At 53.1% G+C, this 18,297-nt stretch carries 19 protein-coding genes; 13 read left to right on the forward strand and 6 right to left on the reverse strand.

Features of this window, described 5'->3' with window-relative positions; genetic code table 11:
* Positions 1-47: 47 nt before the first annotated feature.
* Positions 48-623 carry a hypothetical protein gene (locus NST43_RS12370; protein ID WP_339224716.1) on the reverse strand — a complete coding sequence of 192 codons (576 nt, stop codon included), beginning with the start codon at positions 621-623 and terminating at the stop codon, positions 48-50.
* Positions 624-875: 252 nt separating this feature from the next.
* Between NST43_RS12370 and NST43_RS12375 the strand changes: the two genes are divergently transcribed.
* The gene (locus NST43_RS12375) at positions 876-1,349 is read left to right on the forward strand and encodes a transcriptional repressor (protein ID WP_036729146.1); all 474 of its coding nucleotides are present in this window, start codon (positions 876-878) and stop codon (positions 1,347-1,349) included.
* Between the two features lie 85 nt (positions 1,350-1,434).
* Here the strand turns inward: NST43_RS12375 and NST43_RS12380 are convergent, their stop codons facing one another.
* The gene (locus NST43_RS12380; protein WP_036729143.1) at positions 1,435-2,115 is read right to left on the reverse strand and encodes a TIGR00266 family protein; all 681 of its coding nucleotides are present in this window, start codon (positions 2,113-2,115) and stop codon (positions 1,435-1,437) included.
* A 180-nt stretch (positions 2,116-2,295) separates the two neighbouring features.
* On the opposite strand from NST43_RS12380, the gene NST43_RS12385 reads away from it, so the two are divergent.
* Positions 2,296-2,511: a hypothetical protein gene (locus NST43_RS12385; protein WP_209985754.1), complete on the forward strand. Its 216-nt coding sequence runs from the start codon at positions 2,296-2,298 to the stop codon at positions 2,509-2,511.
* A 3-nt stretch (positions 2,512-2,514) separates the two neighbouring features.
* Here the strand turns inward: NST43_RS12385 and NST43_RS12390 are convergent, their stop codons facing one another.
* On the reverse strand, positions 2,515-3,333 hold the full coding sequence (locus NST43_RS12390; protein ID WP_209985756.1) for a helix-turn-helix domain-containing protein: 819 nt from the start codon (positions 3,331-3,333) through the stop codon (positions 2,515-2,517).
* 312 nt (positions 3,334-3,645) lie between these two features.
* On the opposite strand from NST43_RS12390, the gene NST43_RS12395 reads away from it, so the two are divergent.
* The 5 genes from NST43_RS12395 to NST43_RS12415 are packed head-to-tail and all read left to right on the forward strand — an operon-like array spanning position 3,646 to position 8,606.
* Positions 3,646-4,413 (forward strand): sugar phosphate isomerase/epimerase, encoded by a 768-nt coding sequence (locus NST43_RS12395; protein WP_339224717.1) that lies wholly within the window; start codon positions 3,646-3,648, stop codon positions 4,411-4,413.
* Positions 4,406-5,503, forward strand: coding sequence for a Gfo/Idh/MocA family oxidoreductase (locus NST43_RS12400; RefSeq protein ID WP_209985761.1), 1,098 nt, complete (start codon positions 4,406-4,408; stop codon positions 5,501-5,503). The genes NST43_RS12395 and NST43_RS12400 overlap by 8 nt, the downstream gene beginning before the upstream one ends.
* Before the next feature lie 47 nt (positions 5,504-5,550).
* Positions 5,551-6,621: a Gfo/Idh/MocA family oxidoreductase gene (locus NST43_RS12405; RefSeq protein WP_339224718.1), complete on the forward strand. Its 1,071-nt coding sequence runs from the start codon at positions 5,551-5,553 to the stop codon at positions 6,619-6,621.
* 41 nt (positions 6,622-6,662) lie between these two features.
* The gene (locus NST43_RS12410) at positions 6,663-7,631 is read left to right on the forward strand and encodes a sugar phosphate isomerase/epimerase (protein WP_209985768.1); all 969 of its coding nucleotides are present in this window, start codon (positions 6,663-6,665) and stop codon (positions 7,629-7,631) included.
* A gap of 3 nt (positions 7,632-7,634) precedes the next feature.
* Positions 7,635-8,606, forward strand: coding sequence for an aminoglycoside phosphotransferase family protein (locus NST43_RS12415; RefSeq protein WP_339224719.1), 972 nt, complete (start codon positions 7,635-7,637; stop codon positions 8,604-8,606).
* 82 nt (positions 8,607-8,688) lie between these two features.
* Here the strand turns inward: NST43_RS12415 and fabV are convergent, their stop codons facing one another.
* Positions 8,689-9,882 (reverse strand): enoyl-ACP reductase FabV, encoded by a 1,194-nt coding sequence (gene fabV / locus NST43_RS12420; RefSeq protein WP_339224720.1) that lies wholly within the window; start codon positions 9,880-9,882, stop codon positions 8,689-8,691.
* Positions 9,883-10,002: 120 nt separating this feature from the next.
* Between fabV and NST43_RS12425 the strand changes: the two genes are divergently transcribed.
* The 3 genes from NST43_RS12425 to NST43_RS12435 all read left to right on the forward strand — a co-directional run bounded on the left by NST43_RS12425 (position 10,003) and on the right by NST43_RS12435 (position 13,328).
* Positions 10,003-10,524 (forward strand): HXXEE domain-containing protein, encoded by a 522-nt coding sequence (locus NST43_RS12425; protein ID WP_339224721.1) that lies wholly within the window; start codon positions 10,003-10,005, stop codon positions 10,522-10,524.
* Positions 10,525-10,650: 126 nt separating this feature from the next.
* Entirely contained in the window at positions 10,651-11,721 is a 1,071-nt protein-coding gene (locus tag NST43_RS12430) for an ABC transporter ATP-binding protein (protein ID WP_209985780.1), read from the forward strand.
* Positions 11,722-11,894: 173 nt separating this feature from the next.
* Positions 11,895-13,328 carry a glycoside hydrolase family 43 protein gene (locus NST43_RS12435; RefSeq protein ID WP_339224722.1) on the forward strand — a complete coding sequence of 478 codons (1,434 nt, stop codon included), beginning with the start codon at positions 11,895-11,897 and terminating at the stop codon, positions 13,326-13,328.
* 111 nt (positions 13,329-13,439) lie between these two features.
* Here NST43_RS12435 and fabF read toward each other — a convergent pair whose 3' ends face one another.
* On the reverse strand, positions 13,440-14,678 hold the full coding sequence (gene fabF / locus NST43_RS12440) for a beta-ketoacyl-ACP synthase II (protein ID WP_339224723.1): 1,239 nt from the start codon (positions 14,676-14,678) through the stop codon (positions 13,440-13,442).
* Between the two features lie 132 nt (positions 14,679-14,810).
* Between fabF and NST43_RS12445 the strand changes: the two genes are divergently transcribed.
* Both NST43_RS12445 and NST43_RS12450 read left to right on the forward strand, forming a co-directional pair.
* Positions 14,811-15,653: a helix-turn-helix transcriptional regulator gene (locus NST43_RS12445; RefSeq protein ID WP_339225402.1), complete on the forward strand. Its 843-nt coding sequence runs from the start codon at positions 14,811-14,813 to the stop codon at positions 15,651-15,653.
* Between the two features lie 123 nt (positions 15,654-15,776).
* Positions 15,777-16,883 (forward strand): citrate synthase/methylcitrate synthase, encoded by a 1,107-nt coding sequence (locus tag NST43_RS12450; protein ID WP_339224724.1) that lies wholly within the window; start codon positions 15,777-15,779, stop codon positions 16,881-16,883.
* A gap of 113 nt (positions 16,884-16,996) precedes the next feature.
* On the opposite strand, the gene NST43_RS12455 is transcribed toward NST43_RS12450, so the two are convergent.
* Positions 16,997-17,284 (reverse strand): hypothetical protein, encoded by a 288-nt coding sequence (locus tag NST43_RS12455; protein WP_036694360.1) that lies wholly within the window; start codon positions 17,282-17,284, stop codon positions 16,997-16,999.
* A 175-nt stretch (positions 17,285-17,459) separates the two neighbouring features.
* Between NST43_RS12455 and NST43_RS12460 the strand changes: the two genes are divergently transcribed.
* Positions 17,460-18,227, forward strand: coding sequence for an exodeoxyribonuclease III (locus tag NST43_RS12460; protein WP_339225403.1), 768 nt, complete (start codon positions 17,460-17,462; stop codon positions 18,225-18,227).
* Positions 18,228-18,297 lie beyond the last annotated feature (70 nt).

Genomic DNA, 18,297 nt, shown 5'->3' on the forward strand with positions numbered 1-18,297 from the left:
CAGAAAAGGTTGCAAGCGTATCAATCCCGATCTGCGGGACCGGTAAGCTACATCACTTCCTGAAATAAAAGATTGCGGTAAGGGTACTTGCTGAACCTGGTTTTGAACAGCAGAGCGATTCCGCTTTCTTCAATCGTAACGGATTTCAGTGACTTGGTCTTCACCAGCCTGCGCACCATGATCCTTACCGCCCGGGTATCCTTACGCCGGATGGCGGCAGCCATAGCTTCCGCGAAGCTCCGGTTAACCGCAAGCTCGCGGTACAACGGGATGATGGAACGCGCTATGCAGCGGTGGGCGTCTGTATTGAAGGTGAACTGGGCGGTTCCCGGCGGAATCGTCGTGCCATTGGTATAGAAGGCAACCGGCAGCGGAAAAGGGAAAGAGATGAAATAACCGATCCCGTTCGTTCCGTAATTCTCCGCGTCTGCAAGTGCGGGGATACTGTGGAGCAAGCTGCCCATCAGGTCCAGGTCGGCAGTGACAATCGCGGTTGTCCATTGCCTGGCATAACTGCGGTTTCCGGCAATTTTCCGGTAGAACGGCAGCATGGCCGCAGCTACGCCGCGCAGTACACGGGCTGTTACAAGCCGCTGCGTCTGCTTAGGTTGTACTTTCGCCATCCGGATCATCCTCACTTTTAAGAGATTAGTTTATATAGAGTATGGGAATTGCGCACAATTCGGAATGGGCAACCACGGTTTCGGCAGAAATATTATCTATGCGTGGAGCGGCAGAGGGGGGCTATTGTGAGCAAGTGATGTTATACTGGTGTCAGGACTTTTCTTTGACGGGCAAGTTTGTTATGCTTATATCGTAACGATTACTAATTATTCTGCAGGAATTGTTCTACTTCCGGAAAGGTGGGAACCCGGGTGAACCGAGTGGCAAATATCAGCCAGCAGTTTGCGGCTCATAATTATAAGCTTACACCACAGCGTGAGGCGATAGTGAGAGTGCTGCTGGATAATGAGAAGGATCATCTAAGCGTGGAAGAGGTATATATGCTGGTCAAGCGCAGTTACCCGCATTTGGGGCTGGCGACGGTCTACCGTACCTTGGAGCTGCTGTGTGAACTTCATATTGTGCAAAAAATGAATTTCGGCGACGGCGTCGCCCGTTATGATCTGCGCGACGACGATCATGTGCATATGCATCATCACCTGATCTGCAATGTATGCGGTAAGCTGGAGGAGATCAAGGATGATTGGCTGGTGGAGCTGGAGGCGCGGGTAGCCCGTGAATACGGCTTCAGTGTGACCGATCACCGTCTGGATTTCAAAGGCACCTATAATAGCTGTCAAAAGAACGGCTGCAAGGGCGACAAGGACTGCCGCGCCGTCTCATAAGCTACATCTGCAACGCACAGAAGGCGCAGGGCTGAAGTTCAGCCTGCGCCTTCTTGTTGTATACGGAATCTGCAGAATACCGCTGCTAGGAGCGGTTCGGCACGAAGGATTTGATCCAGGTTCCGAAGCTGCCGGGATTGCGGGTCTGAACCAGGATCACCCCTTCGCCGCGGAACCGGCAGACCAGGGCCTCGCCGCTGGTTAAGCTGTTCAGCCAGCCGGAGGCTGCTTTTTCCACCTTGTAATCCATATAGTCCGGCCAAGCTACAAGGTGTCCGTTATCGATGATCATCTCTTCGCCCGGTCCGAGGTTAATCGCGTGAATCGCTCCGAAGGAGGAGAGGAAGACGGTACCTCTTCCGCTGATTTCGAGAATGAAGAATCCTTCGCCGGAGAACAGGCCGCGGGTCAGATTCTGCATCTTGGTATTGACCTGAATGCCTTGGGTTCCCGCCAGGAATCCGTCCTTCTGTACGATCAGCTTGTACGACCCATCCAGCTCAATGGCCTGTACATCTCCGATGGAACCGGGTGAGAGCAGCACCTCACTCTGCCCGCGCGTGGCGGTCAGCTCCTGGAAGAAGAATTTCTCCCCGCTCAGCATGCGGCCCAGGCCGCGCATAATTCCGCCGTCCACGGTGCCCCGCAGCTCCACATTCGGTGACATGGCGACCATCGCCCCCATCTCCGCCTTAACGCTCTCGCCCGGCTCCAGCAGGACCTTCAGCATGGCGAAGGCGCCGTCATACAGCACATCATATTTCATATAGTACTCCTCCTCATTTTTGCGGTTATTTGTTATGATCACAGGTATGTATCTTGCTCTTCAAGGATACTGTACCAGATAGTCCAACTGCAAGCTGCGCAAGGATCAGAATAATATGTTAGAATGGAACAGACAGTGCAGCCGCACTGAATATAGGATTGACAAGGAGTGTCGCCGCTTATGGCACGGACAAGAACGCAGAAGGCGCTGCTTAAGGCAGAGCGCTCAGGCACATGGGTTGCAGAAAGAAACCGCAGACTCAATCAGGATTACGGGGCCATCTCCCAGCATGTCAGAGTTACACCCGGCAAACGCGAGCAATTGAATAAGGTCAAACACAAGGAGCGGATCTTCCATGATGGCGCTCCTTTTGCATGTCTGGGCATAACTGCATAATGCTTAAGCCTGTGCCCTGCTGTGAATACGGTACTCCTTGGGCGACATGCCGAACCGGCTGCGGAAGATCCGGTGGAAATAGGTATAGTTCGCAAATCCGCAGGTCTCGGAGACATGCTCCAGCGGCATGGGGCTGAACGTAATCTTTTCCCGGGCCATATCCAGCCGTACATCATTTACATATTTGACAATCGTGGTGCCGAACGCTTCCTTGAACAGATGAACTGCCCGGGAGACCGAGATATCCACATGTGCGGCCACATCCTCAAGCCGGAAGGCGTAAGAGGCATGCTCTTCAACGTACTGCTTCATCCGGTAAGCCAGATAAGCCTTCGGTGAGATCGCGGGCTGATCGATCATCAGCCGGTCAATCTCCATACAGAGAATCTGCAGATAACATGAAGAGATGTCCGGTGAGGAGTCCGACAAGCGGCGCTGCTCCAGCACAAGCTGGCGGAAGAGGCTGAGAATATGATCGTTCATCGGCAGGCGGAGTACCGCCGGACGCTGCTTGCGTCCCCACCATTCTTCAATCCATGGGCCGCTGCAAAAGATATGATAGTCGCCGCTCTCGATCCTCGGCTTGCCGACAGGATAGACTTCTTTGTCGATACTCAGATAGTAGGGGTCATTCGGTGCGAACAGCATGAGATCACCGCTCTCAACGGTCGTAATGGCGCCGTTCTCCCTGGTGCGGCTGCGCCCTTCAGTCTGGAGCCGCAGCAGATAATACTGTACGCCCTCGCTGCGTGACATATGAAATGGTTTGCGGTGGAAGGAGAATCCGGCGGATAGAATGTGGCAAGCGGCAGATGTTGTCATGTGTCCCTCCTAGTCTAATAAATGATAAGCAGATTGTTCATGTTTTAATCATATTATTCATTTTATTATATACGCTTTCATATTACCATGTACCTAAGCGAAAAACATAAAAATGATGTGGAGAAGGCCGTATTGCGGCGCTAAACGCTACATTTACAAACTCTGGAAACAGTGGATGAAACCAAGAGAACTCGTCGTTCTCCAATGTTTACAGCCCGTTTGTTCAGGTGATGTACTTCAGGGAAGATAACCGGGAGTGCGGCGGCAGCAAGAACTGGATAACTCCGGATCATATAAGGAGTGGGAATAATAATGCTTAAGGTTGGACTACAGCTGTACACACTAAGAGAAGAACTGGAACAGGATTTCGAGGGAACTATACGTAAGGTAGCCGAGCTGGGCTACAGCGGTGTGGAGTTCTTCCACTATTTCGGCCGTACGGCCGAACAGGTGAAGGCGCTGCTTGAAGAGACAGGGCTTGTTGCTGTCGGAGCGCACCGCCCGTACGATGCGATGCTGAATGATACGGAGCAGGAGATTCGCTTCAATCTGGAGATCGGCAACCGCAACCTGATCGTGCCTTATCTGACAGAAGAACAACGGAACTGGCAGGAGGTAGCGGCGGGTCTGCGGACCATCGGCGAGAAATGCCAGGCTGCCGGTGCTGTTCTGTCTTATCATAATCATGATTTTGAATTCACGGAGAAGGTTGACGGCCAGCCAGCCTTTGATTATCTGTTCGAAGCGGTCCCTGCTGAGCAGCTTCAAGTAGAGATGGATACATGCTGGGTGTATTTTGGCGGATATGATCCGGCAGAATATATCCGTAAGTACGCAGGACGCCTGCCGATCATTCACCTCAAGGATCTGAAGAAGAAAGAAGACGGCTCACCGGAGACTGTAGTGCTGGGCGAAGGTGAAGTGGATCTGGCTGCGATCATTGAAGCAGCGTCTGCGGCTGGTGTGGAATGGGCAGTGGTGGAGCAGGACTTCTGCAGCCGCTCGCCGCTTGGTAGTGTGGCTGACAGCCTGAACTGGATCAAAACATATGAGAATCAAGGAGGAAGTATTCATGTCTAACAAACTCAAAATTGCTATTATCGGTTGCGGTGGTATCGCAAACGGCAAACATATGCCAAGCCTTGCCCGTCAGGAGAATGCCGAAATGGTGGCATTCTGTGATATCGTGGAAGAACGTGCCCAGGAGGCTGCCAAGACCTACGGCTGCGAAGGCGCTGCCGTATTTACCGATTTCCGTGAGCTGCTGGCAACGGGCGGATTCGATATCGTGCATGTCTGCACGCCGAACGACAGCCACTCCGAGATTACGGTTGCAGCACTGGAAGCCGGCAATCATGTATTGTGTGAGAAACCGATGGCCAAGACCACTGCACAGGCGAAGGAAATGCTGGATGCCGCCAAGCGTACTGGCAAGAAATTGTCCATCGCCTATCAGAACCGTTTCCGCGCAGACAGTGAATATCTGAAGGGGCTGTGTGAAGAAGGGGAACTCGGCGATATCTATTACGGTAAGGCTATTGCGCTTCGCCGCCGTGCGGTTCCAACCTGGGGCGTGTTCCTGGATGAAGAGAAGCAGGGCGGAGGACCGCTGATCGATATCGGTACCCATGCGCTGGATCTGACCCTCTGGCTGATGAATAACTACAAGCCGCGTATGGTAGTAGGTTCTACTTTCCATAAGCTGGGCCAGAAGAAGAATGCCGCGAATGCCTTCGGTCCGTGGGACCCTGAGCAATTCAAGGTTGAAGATTCCGCCTTCGGCTTCATTACAATGGAGAACGGTGCTACAATTGTACTTGAAGCCAGCTGGGCGCTGAACGTATCTGAATTCGGTGAAGCCAAGACGATGCTTGCCGGAACGGAAGGCGGAGCCGATATGAAGGACGGGCTGCGTCTGAACGGCGAACGTGCCGGCCGCCTGTATGAGACTAAGGTGGACCTGTCCTCCGGCGGTGTAGCCTTCTACAGCGGAGCTGCGGAGAATGAAGCAGACCGTGAAGCCCGTCTGTGGCTGGAAGCCGTAAGAGAAGACAAGGACCCGGTGGTTCTGCCGGAGCAGGCCTTCGTAGTTACCCAGATTCTTGAAGCAGTGTATGAATCAGCACGTACCGGACGCGCCGTATATTTCGACGGAAGTTCTGACAACTAAGAGCATCTCCGGTTCACGCGACTATCAGACAAACAGGAGTGGAATCCATGAGTTCAATCAAACATACTGTAGCCATCGTTGGTTACGGCGGAATGGGAAGCTACCATACCCAACTAATCAAAGAGAGTGACCGGGTGGTAGTGACCGGCGCTTTCGATCTGCTGGAAAACCGGCGCGCCTTGGCTGAGGAAGCAGGCTACACCGCTTATTCCAGCTATGAGGAATTGCTGGCAGATCCGGCAGTGGACATCGTTCTGATTGCTACACCGAATGATGTGCACAAGGACATCGCCCTTCAGGCTTTTGAGGCGGGCAAGCATGTAGTCTGTGAGAAGCCGGTTGCCATGTCCTCGGCTGAATTCATCGAGATGCAGGCTGCTGCGGAGTCGGCCGGACGGGTGCTGATGGTGCATCAGAACAGACGCTGGGATGAGGATTTCCGCGTAATCAGGGAGATGTATGAGCAGGCGACGATTGGATCACTCTTTCAGATTGAATCCCGGGTGCACGGTGCTAACGGGATTCCCGGCGACTGGCGTCATGTGAAGGAGCAAGGCGGCGGGATGCTGCTCGACTGGGGCGTGCATCTGCTGGATCAGCTGTTGTTCATGATTGACAGCAAGGTGAGCAGTGTCAGCAGCAGCCTGAGCTTTGTCCTCGGCAATAATGTGGATGACGGATTCGATGCGGTGCTGCAGTTCGAGAATGGGATCAGAGCCATCGTGGAGGTAGGGACAACCAACTTCATCACGATGCCAAGATGGTATGTGAAGGGCACCGGGGGAACCGCTATTATTGAAGACTGGTCGCTGAGAGGCAGAATTGTAGCCCCCAACCACGAATCGGAAAAGATTGAACCGACACCGATCCGCGCAGGTGTAGGCTTGACAAAGACCATGGCCCCGCCTTCAGAAGGCTCGACCGTCCTTGAAGATCTGCCTGCGGCATTAGAGATGCCTTCCAGCTTCTATGATAATCTGGCTGCTGTTATCGAAGGTGCGGCGGAACCGATTGTCAAGAATGCCGAGGTACTTCGAGTGCTGAAGCTCATTGAGGCGATCTTTGAAGCTGCAGAGCGTAATGAGACAGTTAAGAATTTCGATATCTACGGAGCTTAAGCTAAGCTTCAATACGACCCAAGGAGAGGTGGAATCTGCAAATGAAACTTGGAGTATTTATGGTGTTGTTCGGCGGCCGCAAGCTGGAGGATGCATTGGATTATGTGGTCTCCAAAGGACTTAAGGCTGTTGAGATCGGTACCGGAGGGTACCCTGGAAACAGCCATTGCAATCCCAAAGAGCTGCTGGAGAATGAAGCGGCCCTTCAGGAATTCAAGCAGCAAATCGAATCCCGCGGCTTGATCATCAGCGCCCTAAGCTGCCACGGCAACCCGCTGCACCCGCAGAAGGAGCTGGCGGACAAGGACCATGAGGTGTTTGTAGACACCGTGAAGCTTGCACAGAAGCTGGGCGTCAAGGTTGTGAATACCTTCTCCGGCTGTCCGGGCGATCATGAAGGCGCGAAATATCCGAACTGGCCGGTTGCCCCATGGCCGAACGATTACCAGGAGATTCTGGCCTGGCAGTGGGAGAACAAGGTAATTCCTTATTGGACAGAGCAGGCGGCCTTCGCCACTGCACATGATGTGAAGATTGGTCTTGAGCTGCACGGAGGCTTCTCGGTACACACTCCGGCTACCCTGCTGAGATTAAGAGAAGCTGCCGGGGATGCCATTGGTGCGAACCTTGACCCGAGTCATATGTGGTGGCAGGGAATTGATCCGGTACAGGCGATTCATATTCTCGGCCGTGAAGGCGCGATCCATCACTTCCATGCGAAGGATACCGTTATTGATCCGGTGAACGTCAACAAGTATGGCCTGACGGACATGCAGTCTTATGCGAATATGCTGGACCGCGCCTGGCAGTTCCGTTCCGTAGGCTACGGACACGATGTTAAGGTCTGGGCAGATATGATGAGCGCACTGCGTCTGGTAGGCTACGACTTTGTAGTCAGCATCGAGCATGAAGACGGCCTGATGTCCATTGAAGAGGGCTTCTCCAAAGCCGTAGACAATCTCAAGCAGGTGCTGATCGAAGAGCCGCTGTCCGAGATGTGGTGGGTTTAACCGGTGGAGAGCTTCACTAAAGTCCAATTGAACGACCGGCAGCTGAGTCTCTTGACTGCCGCAGCCTTTGGTACAGATATCCAGATCGCCAGCAGCAGGGAGCTGACCGCTGGATTCTTTAATACGGCCTATGATCTAGAGTTAAGCGATGGCCGATCGGTCATTCTTAAGGTGGCTCCGGACCCGGAGACAGAGACTCTAAGCTACGAGAAGGATATCATGCGTGCTGAGGTGGAGGCTCTCCGACTGGTACGTGCTGCTGGCGGTGTGCCTGTGCCGGAAGTGTACAGCTATGACGACAGTCTGCAGTTGGTTCCGTGTCCGTATTTTTTCATGGAGAAGATTGAAGGGCAGCCGTATAACGAGGTGAAGGAGAGTCTCACCGAGGAACAACGGCATTCCATTGAATACGAGCTGGGTCAGTATCAGCGGAGAATCAATGCGATTGAAGGGCCAGCCTTCGGGCTGTTCGGCAAAGAGCCTGACGGGAGCATACTCACCTGGAGGGAGACCTTCCGGTCCATGCTGCTGAATGTGCTTCAGGATGCGGTCAGACTGGAGGTGCGGCTACCGGCTAGTCAGCAGGAAATAGAGCAGGTGCTGGAGCTGTATTTGCCGGCCCTGGACGAAGTGACGCAGCCGCGGTTGGTACACTGGGATCTGTGGGGCGGCAACCTTTTTGTACAGGATGGGGTAATCGTATCGATTATTGACTGGGAGCGGGCGATGTGGGGCGATGTGCTGCTGGAGTATTATTTCCGGCATTTCGAGAGCTCGGCAGCGTTCTATGAAGGGTATGGGTCGGCTTTTACCAGCCGGAATGAACTTCTGCGCAAGCAGCTATACGACCTGTATCTGGACCTTATCATGCTTATAGAATGTTATTCTCGCCAGTACAAGGATGAGAATCATGTGAACTGGGCGCATGACAATCTTGCAGAGTCCTGGAAGCTGTTCTCGGGTCTGGTACTATAGGATACACAAGAGGCCGGATCTCTTCTGAGATTCCGGCCTCTTGAGATTGTGTACAACAGACCAGATGAATGTCAGTCAGCAATCAGTAGCTGCTGTTACGGATGGCAACAACCGGATCGGTGTCAGCCTCATAGTCAACGCCGCCGGATTCGAAGCCAAACAACTGAAAGAACTCGCGTCTGTAACCGGCCAGATCGGAATATTCGTAGACGTTCTCCGTGCTTAGCATGGGCCAGATGCGGTCCACTTCCGTCTGTACAGCATGGCTCATCTCATGGTCATCTATCCGGATACGTCCTTGCCCATCTACCGGAGTCCCTTCCGGGTTGTACAAGAAATCTTTATACAGCCGGTAGGCCTGTTCTATGCAGCCTTCGTGCAGTCCCTGTTCTTTCATGACCTTATAGAGGACTGAGATGTAGAGTGGAACAACGGGAATCGCCGAGCTGGATTGGGTCACCAGGCCCTTGCTGACGGCTACATAAGCGCGGCCTCTGGTGGTTGATAACTGTGCGTTCAGCTGCAAGGCAGTGGCTTCCAGATGATCTTTAGCCCGGCCGATGGTACCGTCGCGGTAGACAGCCTGTGTTAGCTCCGGACCTATATAGGAGAAGGCGAGAGTGACCGCATCTTCTGCCAGAACACCGGAATCCCGGAGCGCTTCAATCCATAGCTGCCAGTCCTCTCCGCCCATCACATGAACTGTATCATCGATTTCAGCTTCGGTTGCCGGTTCAATTTGTACAGTGCTCAGTTCTCCGGTATGGAAATTGACCGTTGTATTGGTATAAGGGTTGCCGATGGGCTTCAATACAGATTGATGAACTGCTCCGGTCTGCGGGTCTGTTCTGCGCGCAGAGGCTACGCTATAGATGACCAGATCAACCTGCCCCAGCTCGCGGCGGATCAACTCTACGGTCCGTTCCTTCGTTTCAGTTGTAAAAGCATCCCCGCATACGCTGTAGGAGCGCAGGCCGGACGTATAAGCCATCTCCTCGAACGCTGCGGAATTATACCAGCCTGCGGAGGCCGTCCGCGTCTCACTGGCTATGCTGGGTCTGTAGACACCAACGGTGGCAGCTCCTGCACCGAAGGCTGCTGCAACCCTGGCTGCAAGCCCATACCCGGTGGAAGCCCCGATCACAAGTACCTTGCGGGGACCGGTGAATTGTCCTTGGCTCTGTACATAGTTCACTTGCTGCTGTACCTGATGCGCACAGCCTGCGGGGTGGGCAGTCGTACAGATGAACCCGCGTGTTCGGGGTTTTATAATCATAGTAGTGTTACCTCGCTTTCCTGGGTGGCCATAGGATATAATTTACTTTATCGAGTGTTATCCCGCAACTTTCCCGGCAAAGAGGCGAATATTATGATGTTGAACTGGCTTCAAATACATATGGACGTAATAAGCCTGCTGTGGCTGCTGCCTGTAGTCTTTATGTTTCATGATTTTGAAGAGATTCTTACAGTGGAGGCATGGGGGAACAAACACGGTCCAGCTATAACAGCGTCGCTTTCCCCCGCATTGCGGAAGCGGATGGCACCTATGATGGGCATGACCACCAGGGATTTTGCCATGGATGTGCTGTTCGTGTATATTCTGATAGTAGGGGTAACCTTCGTTGCGGTATTTTTAGAGTTCTACTGGCTCTACTTAGCTGTCCTCGCTGTGTTTCTGCTGCATGTCTTCACACATTTGGCACAAAGTATGGTTCTGAAGCTGTATACCCCGGGTGTTGTGACAGCCGTGCTTTTGGCTTTTCCGTATTCCTTGTATGCTTTTTACCGCCTGCTGCATGAGGGTATTGTCAGTGAAGCTGACATAGGCTGGTCGCTGCTGCTGCTGTTGATTCTAACACCGCCGCTCGTATGGGGATTGATGAAGAAGCGGACAAGGCATAAGCATAGCGAAGAATGATGATTGTTGACGGTGACGTTTTCAGAAAAATCTTGACGTAAGCCCCTAAAGATAGATAAAATAATAGTATTGCGTGTTTTTTGGAATCACTATCATAACTTGAAAAGAAACAGAGAGGGTGACAGGATGGAGCGCCTTTTAGAGGTAAAAGACCTGGCTATATCATTCAGAACACGCGGAGGAGAAGTTCAAGCAATCCGTGGTGTCAGCTTTCATGTAAATAAAGGGGAGACACTGGCGATTGTTGGCGAATCCGGTTCCGGTAAGAGCGTAACCTCGCAAGCAGTCATGAAGCTGGTTCCTCAGCCTGCGGGCGAATATAAGCGCGGACAGATCCTGTTCGATGGACAAGACCTGATCCGCAAGAGTGAGAAGCAAATGCAAAAAATCCGCGGTAAAGAAATCGGAATGATCTTCCAAGATCCGATGACCTCGCTGAATCCGATGATGAAGGTCGGCCGGCAGATTACGGAAGTGCTGTTCAAGCACGAGAATATTACGAAGGATGCTGCCTACAAACGTGGTGTTGAATTGCTTAATCTGGTAGGGATTCCGTCACCGGAACGCCGTTTCCAGCAGTATCCGCATGAATTCAGCGGCGGGATGCGCCAACGTGTTGTAATTGCTATGGCACTGGCTGCTAACCCTAAGCTCCTGATTGCCGATGAGCCGACAACTGCGCTTGACGTAACTATTCAGGCCCAGATCCTTGATCTGATGAAGGACCTGCAGAAGAAGATTGATACAGCGATCATTTTCATCACCCATGACCTTGGGGTTGTGGCGAGAATGGCTGACCGTGTAGCGGTTATGTATGCCGGACAAATCGTTGAAATGGGTACCGCAGAAGAGATCTTCTATGACCCTAGACATCCGTACACTTGGGGCCTGCTGGCTTCCATGCCAAGTCTGGAGAGCAAGGGTTCGATGCTCACAGCTATTCCGGGCACACCTCCTGACCTGATCAAGCCGCCTAAGGGAGATGCCTTCGCCCTGCGCAGCACGTATGCAATGGCGATTGACATGGAGAAGGAACCGCCAATGTACAAGGTATCGGATTCCCATCTCGTGAAGTCCTGGCTGATGCATCCGATGGCACCAGCGGTGGAGCCGCCGGATGTCGTGAAGAAGCAGCGCCGCGTGTTGAGCAATGCCTATCCAGAGCCGGTACTTGTCGGCAACAGCAGCGAATATTAAATTTGATTGATTAGATCAGCGTCAGGCCCTAATGGGCCTGGCGTTTTTTTGTTATATGGGGGATTATGCTTCATATAAAGATAAAACAAAACTAACTAATATAAATAAAAGTGTTGACTAAATCTCATTTGCCCAGCAAAATGTAAGGGTATACATAGGGAGGTTATGATGAGATGAGAAAAAGATCCTTAACGGCATTGATATCCCTATCCCTGCTGTCGGCATGCAGTGGAGGGAATCCGGAGGGGCCGCCGGAGTTCGGGAATGTATCTGTACACGATCCCTCTGTGATTAAGGTGGAGGATACGTATTACGTGTTCGGTTCGCATCTGGCGTCGGCCAAATCCAATGACCTGATGTCCTGGACGCAGATTTCTTCCGGCGTGACGGATGATAACGTGCTGATACCGAATGTAACGGAGGAGCTCAGCGAGACGCTTAGCTGGGCCCAGTCGGATACGCTGTGGGCACCGGATGTCATTCAATTGGCAGACGGCAAGTTCTACATGTATTACGATGCCTGCAAGGGGGATTCTCCGTTGTCCGCGCTTGGCATTGCCGTAGCCGATGAGATTGAAGGTCCTTACAAGAATAAAGGCATTATTCTGAAGTCGGGAATGTCCGGCATCGGGGATGATGGAGAGGTCTACGATGCCACGGAGAAGCCGAATGTGGTGGACCCTGATGTGTTTTGGGATAAGGACGGCAAGCTGTGGATGGTCTACGGCTCCTACTCGGGCGGAATCTTCATCCTGGAGCTGGACCCGGCTACGGGCTTCCCGCTGGAGGGCCAGGGCTACGGCAAGAAGCTGCTCGGAGGGAATCATGCGCGGATTGAAGGGCCATATATGCTATATAGCCCGGAGACTGATTATTACTACCTGTTCCTCTCCTACGGAGGGCTTGATGCGAATGGCGGCTATAATATCCGTGTCGCCCGTTCCAAGCATCCGGCTGGCCCGTTCGAGGACTCGGAAGGCAAGGCTATGCTGGACGCGCAGGGGACGCCTGGGGTATTGTTCGACGATCCGGCCTACTCACCCTACGGAGTTAAGCTGATGGGGAATCATGAATTTGTGAATACAGACGAAGAAGCCACGGGATCGGGTACAGGTTATTTCTCCCCGGGACATAATTCGGCGTACTATGATGAGACAAGCGGGCAGTATTATCTGATTTTCCACACGCGGTTCCCGGGTCTTGGGGAGCAGCATGAGGTGCGGGTTCACCAGATGTTCATGAATGAAGCGGGCTGGCCTGTTGTCGCACCCCACCGTTACGGCGGCGAGAAGATAGGCAAGTACACGGCCAAGGAGGTGGCGGGTGCTTACAAACTGGTGAACCACGGCAAGGAGATTACGGCTGAGCTGGCGGAGTCGCAGATAGTGGAGCTGAACACAGACGGGACGATTAGCGGGTCAGTAACAGGTACATGGGCCTTGAGCAATGATCATATGGCGAAGCTGACGATAGAGGGTGCGGAGTACAGCGGGGTGTTCCTGCGGGAATGGAATGAAGCGACCTCAAACGTGGTAATGACCTTCACGGCACTTTCAGCGGAAGGCGTAGCAGTCTGGGGAAGCCATGTGTCACCGGAGAAAAAGTAAACTGATCCACTGAGCAGTCACAGCCAGCATCGTATCCTTAACCATTACAAACAGCGGGTCTCCCCTAGAATGGGCGATCCGCTGTTTGCTGTACATAGGAATTAACTGATATTACGCTTCATACTTGCGCAGAACGATTACAGCGTTATGGCCGCCGAAGCCAAAGGAATTGGAGATCCCGATCTTCAGATCCGCTTGGCGGGCTACGTTAGGAACATAATCCAGGTCGCAGTACTCGTCCGGCTGCTCCAGATTAATCGTCGGTGGGATCAGTCCTTCTTGCAGGCTCTTGAGCAGAGCAATGGCTTCCAGACCACCGGCTGCGCCTAGGGCATGTCCGGTCATCGATTTGTTCGCCGTGACTGGAATCCGGTAGGCTTGCTCTCCGAACAGCTTCTTGATCGCCAGGGTCTCCGAACGGTCTCCGACGATCGTGCTGGTTGCGTGCGCGCTGATGACATCTACCTCTCCGGGACTAATTCCAGCCTCGCTGAGCGCCAGCTTCATCGCCTGGTAGGCTCCTATCCCCTCAGGATGGGTGGCTACCATATGATAAGCGTCCGAGCTGGCGCCATATCCGGTGACCTCGCCATAGATGACGGCATCTCTGCACAGGGCATGGGAGAGGGACTCCAGGATCACAATAGCTCCGCCCTCCGCGATGACAAATCCGTCCCTGTCCTGGTCAAAAGGCCGGCTGGCCCCCTGCGGCTCCCCGTTCCGGGTAGACAAGGCGGTCGCATTGCCGAAGCTGGCCAGAGCAATCTCGGTCACCGCCGCTTCCGCCCCTCCGGCGATAATCACATCGGCTCCGCCGTAACGGATCAGGCGGAAGGCTTCTCCGATAGCCGTGTTCCCGATGGAACAGGCGGTCACCGGCGAGAGTGTCGGCCCCTGCGCCCCGAGCTTGATGCTGATCATCGCTGCCGCCATATTGGAGATCAGCATCGGGATCAGGGTAGGGCTTACCCGCTCCGGTCCCCTGGATCGCAGCAGCTCGCCCTGGTCCATTAACGTCTGGATACCGCCTACGCCGGAGCCTACATAGACGCCCAGCCGTTCCCGGTCCAGCTCCTCCAGCCGGAGACCGGAGTGCGTCCAGGCTTCCTCTGCGGCAGCAAGCGCGAACTGGCTGAACCGGTCCATCCGCCGGGCCTCCTTGCGGCCGAATCTGGCATCCGGGTCGAAGGCTTGCACCGAGCCGGCAATCTTGGTTTTGAAATGGGTAGTATCAAAAGAATCAATCGGCGTAATCCCCGATTCTCCTGCCGCCAAACGGCTCCAGAACTGGTCCACGGTATTGCCAAGCGGGGAGATGACACCCATTCCTGTAATCACGACACGTTCCATCTTCTATTCCTCCTGTTAATCTGAATAAGCTTATTTTTTCATGTTGTTTATCCTATTACAAGTTGTAGTTTATACTAGTATAATTACTACTACACTAACAGGTAGATGAACTATATGGCAGGAGGAAGCATGATGTCCAATCAGAACAGGCTTCAAGCATTATCGGAATTTCTGAAAGCCAGACGCGCGGCCATTACCCCGGCAGCGGCGGGGCTCCCGGAGGGCACCCGCAGGCGGACGCCTGGGCTTCGGCGCGAGGAAGTGGCGCAGCTCTCTGGAGTAAGCAGCACCTGGTATACCTGGCTGGAGCAGGGGAGGGATATTAAAGTATCTCCATCCGTTCTTGATTGTATTGCCGCAGCACTTCAGTTGACGAAGGATGAGCGGAGTTACTTGTTCGCTCTGGCGCTGGAGAACGGGCCGGGAGTCTCAGATTATACCCAAGAGGAGCATTCGGTGATTCATCCGTCCCTGCAGAAGATATTGCAGGAGCTGAAAACCTGCCCGACAATCATCTCGGACCGGCACTGCGGCATTGTCGGCTGGAATGAGGCTGCGGCGCATGTGTTTCTTGATTTTGCCAAGCTGGCTCCGCAGCAGCGTAATATGATCTCACTGCTGTTCGAGCGCAAGGAGTTCAGGCGGCTGGCGGTGAACTGGGAGCAGTTCGTCCGGGGATACTTATCGATCTTCCGCGCCTACTATGGGCAATACCTGGAGGACCGCTGGTACGATGAATTCATTGCGGAGATGAAGGGGGGGCATCCGGAATTCAATCATTTATGGGAAGAGAGCCGGGTCAGCTCTGCACCGGATGTTGTCCTGGAATTCCGGCATGCCAAAGCCGGCAAAATGTTGTTCCATCTCACCTCGTTACAGGTGCAAGGCGCTGCGGATCTGCGCTGTAGCATCTACACGCCAGCTGGTGACTCTGGCACAGAAGCCAAGCTGAAGCAGCTCATGGAGCCTAAGTAGGGCAGGCGATAGATTTTTCTTATGGATTCATAAAAAACAATAAATATGCAATATAGATTTTGCAGTTTATACTCCTAATATGATGAATTTCTTCCTGCGGGAGCGAAAAAGGGGCAAAGGTTAATGGCTAAAGTAACGGGATTAGAAGGCGTAGTTGCCGGAGAGACAGAAATTGGATTGGTAGATGGAGAGAAAGGGTATCTGGTGTACCGAGGATATTGGGCCAAGGAGCTTGCGGTGAGCAAAATTTATGAGGAAGTCGCTTATTTGCTCTGGAACGGACACCTGCCTGACGCGGAGGAGCTGGCGCAGCTCAAGGCGCAAATGGCAGCGGAGAGAGTGATTCCTGAATATCTCTGCAAGATGCTTGATCTGTATCCGGCGTCTGTCCCGCTAATGCTGGTATTACAAAGTGCAGTGGCTGCACTTGGGGATGAGGAGAATGCTACCTGGCCGCCCACACTGAAGCAGGCAGTGCGGCTGACGGCAATGCTTCCGTCGATTATTGCTTACAGGTACCGTAGCCTTCAAGGCTTGGAGCCGCTGCAATCGCTTCCTGAGCTTGGCCATGCCGCGAATTATCTGTATCTGCTCACAGGCAAGCTGCCGGAGGAGGCTCATGTGCAGGCGCTCAGTGCCTATCTGATCCTCTGCATGGAGCACGGAATGAATGCCTCGACCTTCGCCGGGCGGGTGGTATTGTCTACGGAATCTGATATCTGTGCGGCCGTAGCCGGATCGATCGGGGCCATGAAGGGTCCGCTGCATGGCGGCGCGCCGTATGAAGTGATATCGATGCTGGAGGAGATCGGAACGAAGGAACGCGCGGAGCCTTGGCTGAGAGGGAAGCTTGAGGCCGGGGAGAAGCTGATGGGCTTCGGGCACCGGATCTACAAGACCAAGGACCCTCGGGCTGAAGCGCTGCAAATTGCAACACTTACGATGATTGGCAAGGATGCCTACTTTGATCTTGCACTTCATGTAGAGGCTACAGCGGTTGCGCTGCTGGAGGAATACAAGCCGGGCCGCCGGCTGTTCACCAATGTCGAGTTCTATGCTGCGGCTATTCTGAAGGCGCTGCAGCTGGCGCCGGAGATTTTCACGCCTACATTCACTGCAGGAAGAATTGTCGGCTGGACGGCCCATCTGCTGGAGCAGTCGGCCCATAACCGGATTTTCCGGCCACAATCTACTTATATCGGACCTATGCCTGAATCAGAGACAGTCTGATAGCAACAGCTTCTCTCTTGAACATGCAAAAGCACCCCCGGCCGTCTATCAGCCAGAGATGCTTAACAAGGGAATGTTAATGAGAGAGTATGAGGGGATACTCTTACATTAGATTAGAAATCAGAGGTTGCCACTTCGATTGTGCCGAAGACTGCACCGGCAGCTGTGCTGAGAAGTCCAGCGACAAGCAGTGCATGAACAGATAGAGTGAGACTGTTAAATGCAGGGATAAGATAAGTGACCACAGGCGCATTTACCCGGTAAATAACAAGATCCACGGGGAACCCGGAATTGTTGTTTACCGTCACTGCCGCGTTGATGCCACCTGCCAGATTTTCATAGTAAGATTTACCTACAGAAGCTGGCAGGTTGAAGAATTGTTGCGGTAACAAGATAGCCATTGTAATGACCTCCTTTTCCTTGTGATAGGATAGTATATTCGGCAAAACTATGATTGCTGTAACGTATGTCATGGGAGATTCACACATTTCAATAGGATGCCGGCAGGTTCATAGACAACCCGAATCTATGGTACACTGGATCTAATCTAGTGACAGGTAAGGGGAAATGACAACAATGAAGCTGGTGTCCTGGAATGTTAACGGTCTGAGGGCTTGCGTGAATAAAGGGTTTAATGAGTATTTCCGGGAGGTTGACGCAGATATCTTCTGTGTACAGGAGACGAAGCTCCAGGAGGGGCAGATTGTTCTGGACCACGGGGAGGAATATGCTCAGTACTGGAATTATGCGCTCAAAAAAGGATATTCGGGTACGGCTGTATTTACCAGAATCAAGCCGCTATCCGTACGATATGGACTGGAGCAGGAGACGGAGGATGAGGGGCGGATTATCACTCTGGAATTCCCGGATTTCTATCTGGTGAATGTGTATACGCCGAATGCCAAGCGCGATCTGACGAGGCTGGATTACCGGATGGAGTGGGAGGACCGGTTCCGCGCCTACTTGCTGAAGCTGGATGAGCATAAGCCGGTTGTCGTATGCGGGGACCTGAATGTGGCGCATCAGGAGATTGACCTGAAGAATGCAAGATCGAACCGGGGAAATTCAGGCTTCACAGAGGAAGAACGCGGCAAAATGACCACGCTGCTCGCAGCCGGCTTCGTGGATACCTTCAGATGGTTCTATCCTGAGCTGGAGGGTGCCTACAGCTGGTGGTCTTATATGCCTAAGGTCAGAGAGAAGAACGTGGGCTGGCGGATCGATTATTTTCTCGCTTCAGAGCGCTTGACCCCGCGTCTGCTGGACGCCGGAATTGAATGCAATGTCCTTGGCAGCGATCACTGTCCGGTGGTCCTTCATCTGGCGGATACGGCGGAAGCATAGACAGAGTGTATATCTATGATATAAAAGAGGCTGTATCCCGGAGTTTGGGATACGGCCTCTTGTAGTTGTG

The organism is Paenibacillus sp. FSL H8-0332, from assembly GCF_037963835.1.
GTDB lineage: Bacteria > Bacillota > Bacilli > Paenibacillales > Paenibacillaceae > Paenibacillus_AQ > Paenibacillus_AQ rhizoplanae.

Bases quoted from the DNA above. Each gene is read 5' to 3' on its own strand.
- NST43_RS12370 (WP_339224716.1), bottom strand. From the start codon at position 623: ATGGCGAAAGTACAACCTAAGCAGACGCAGCGGCTTGTAACAGCCCGT.
- NST43_RS12380 (WP_036729143.1), bottom strand. From the start codon at position 2,115: ATGAAATATGATGTGCTGTATGACGGCGCCTTCGCCATGCTGAAGGTC.
- NST43_RS12385 (WP_209985754.1), top strand. From the start codon at position 2,296: ATGGCACGGACAAGAACGCAGAAGGCGCTGCTTAAGGCAGAGCGCTCA.
- NST43_RS12390 (WP_209985756.1), bottom strand. From the start codon at position 3,333: ATGACAACATCTGCCGCTTGCCACATTCTATCCGCCGGATTCTCCTTC.
- NST43_RS12395 (WP_339224717.1), top strand. From the start codon at position 3,646: ATGCTTAAGGTTGGACTACAGCTGTACACACTAAGAGAAGAACTGGAA.
- NST43_RS12400 (WP_209985761.1), top strand. From the start codon at position 4,406: ATGTCTAACAAACTCAAAATTGCTATTATCGGTTGCGGTGGTATCGCA.
- NST43_RS12405 (WP_339224718.1), top strand. From the start codon at position 5,551: ATGAGTTCAATCAAACATACTGTAGCCATCGTTGGTTACGGCGGAATG.
- NST43_RS12410 (WP_209985768.1), top strand. From the start codon at position 6,663: ATGAAACTTGGAGTATTTATGGTGTTGTTCGGCGGCCGCAAGCTGGAG.
- fabV (WP_339224720.1), bottom strand. From the start codon at position 9,882: ATGATTATAAAACCCCGAACACGCGGGTTCATCTGTACGACTGCCCAC.
- NST43_RS12425 (WP_339224721.1), top strand. From the start codon at position 10,003: ATGGACGTAATAAGCCTGCTGTGGCTGCTGCCTGTAGTCTTTATGTTT.
- NST43_RS12430 (WP_209985780.1), top strand. From the start codon at position 10,651: ATGGAGCGCCTTTTAGAGGTAAAAGACCTGGCTATATCATTCAGAACA.
- NST43_RS12435 (WP_339224722.1), top strand. From the start codon at position 11,895: ATGAGAAAAAGATCCTTAACGGCATTGATATCCCTATCCCTGCTGTCG.
- fabF (WP_339224723.1), bottom strand. From the start codon at position 14,678: ATGGAACGTGTCGTGATTACAGGAATGGGTGTCATCTCCCCGCTTGGC.
- NST43_RS12445 (WP_339225402.1), top strand. From the start codon at position 14,811: ATGTCCAATCAGAACAGGCTTCAAGCATTATCGGAATTTCTGAAAGCC.
- NST43_RS12450 (WP_339224724.1), top strand. From the start codon at position 15,777: ATGGCTAAAGTAACGGGATTAGAAGGCGTAGTTGCCGGAGAGACAGAA.
- NST43_RS12455 (WP_036694360.1), bottom strand. From the start codon at position 17,284: ATGGCTATCTTGTTACCGCAACAATTCTTCAACCTGCCAGCTTCTGTA.
- NST43_RS12460 (WP_339225403.1), top strand. From the start codon at position 17,460: ATGAAGCTGGTGTCCTGGAATGTTAACGGTCTGAGGGCTTGCGTGAAT.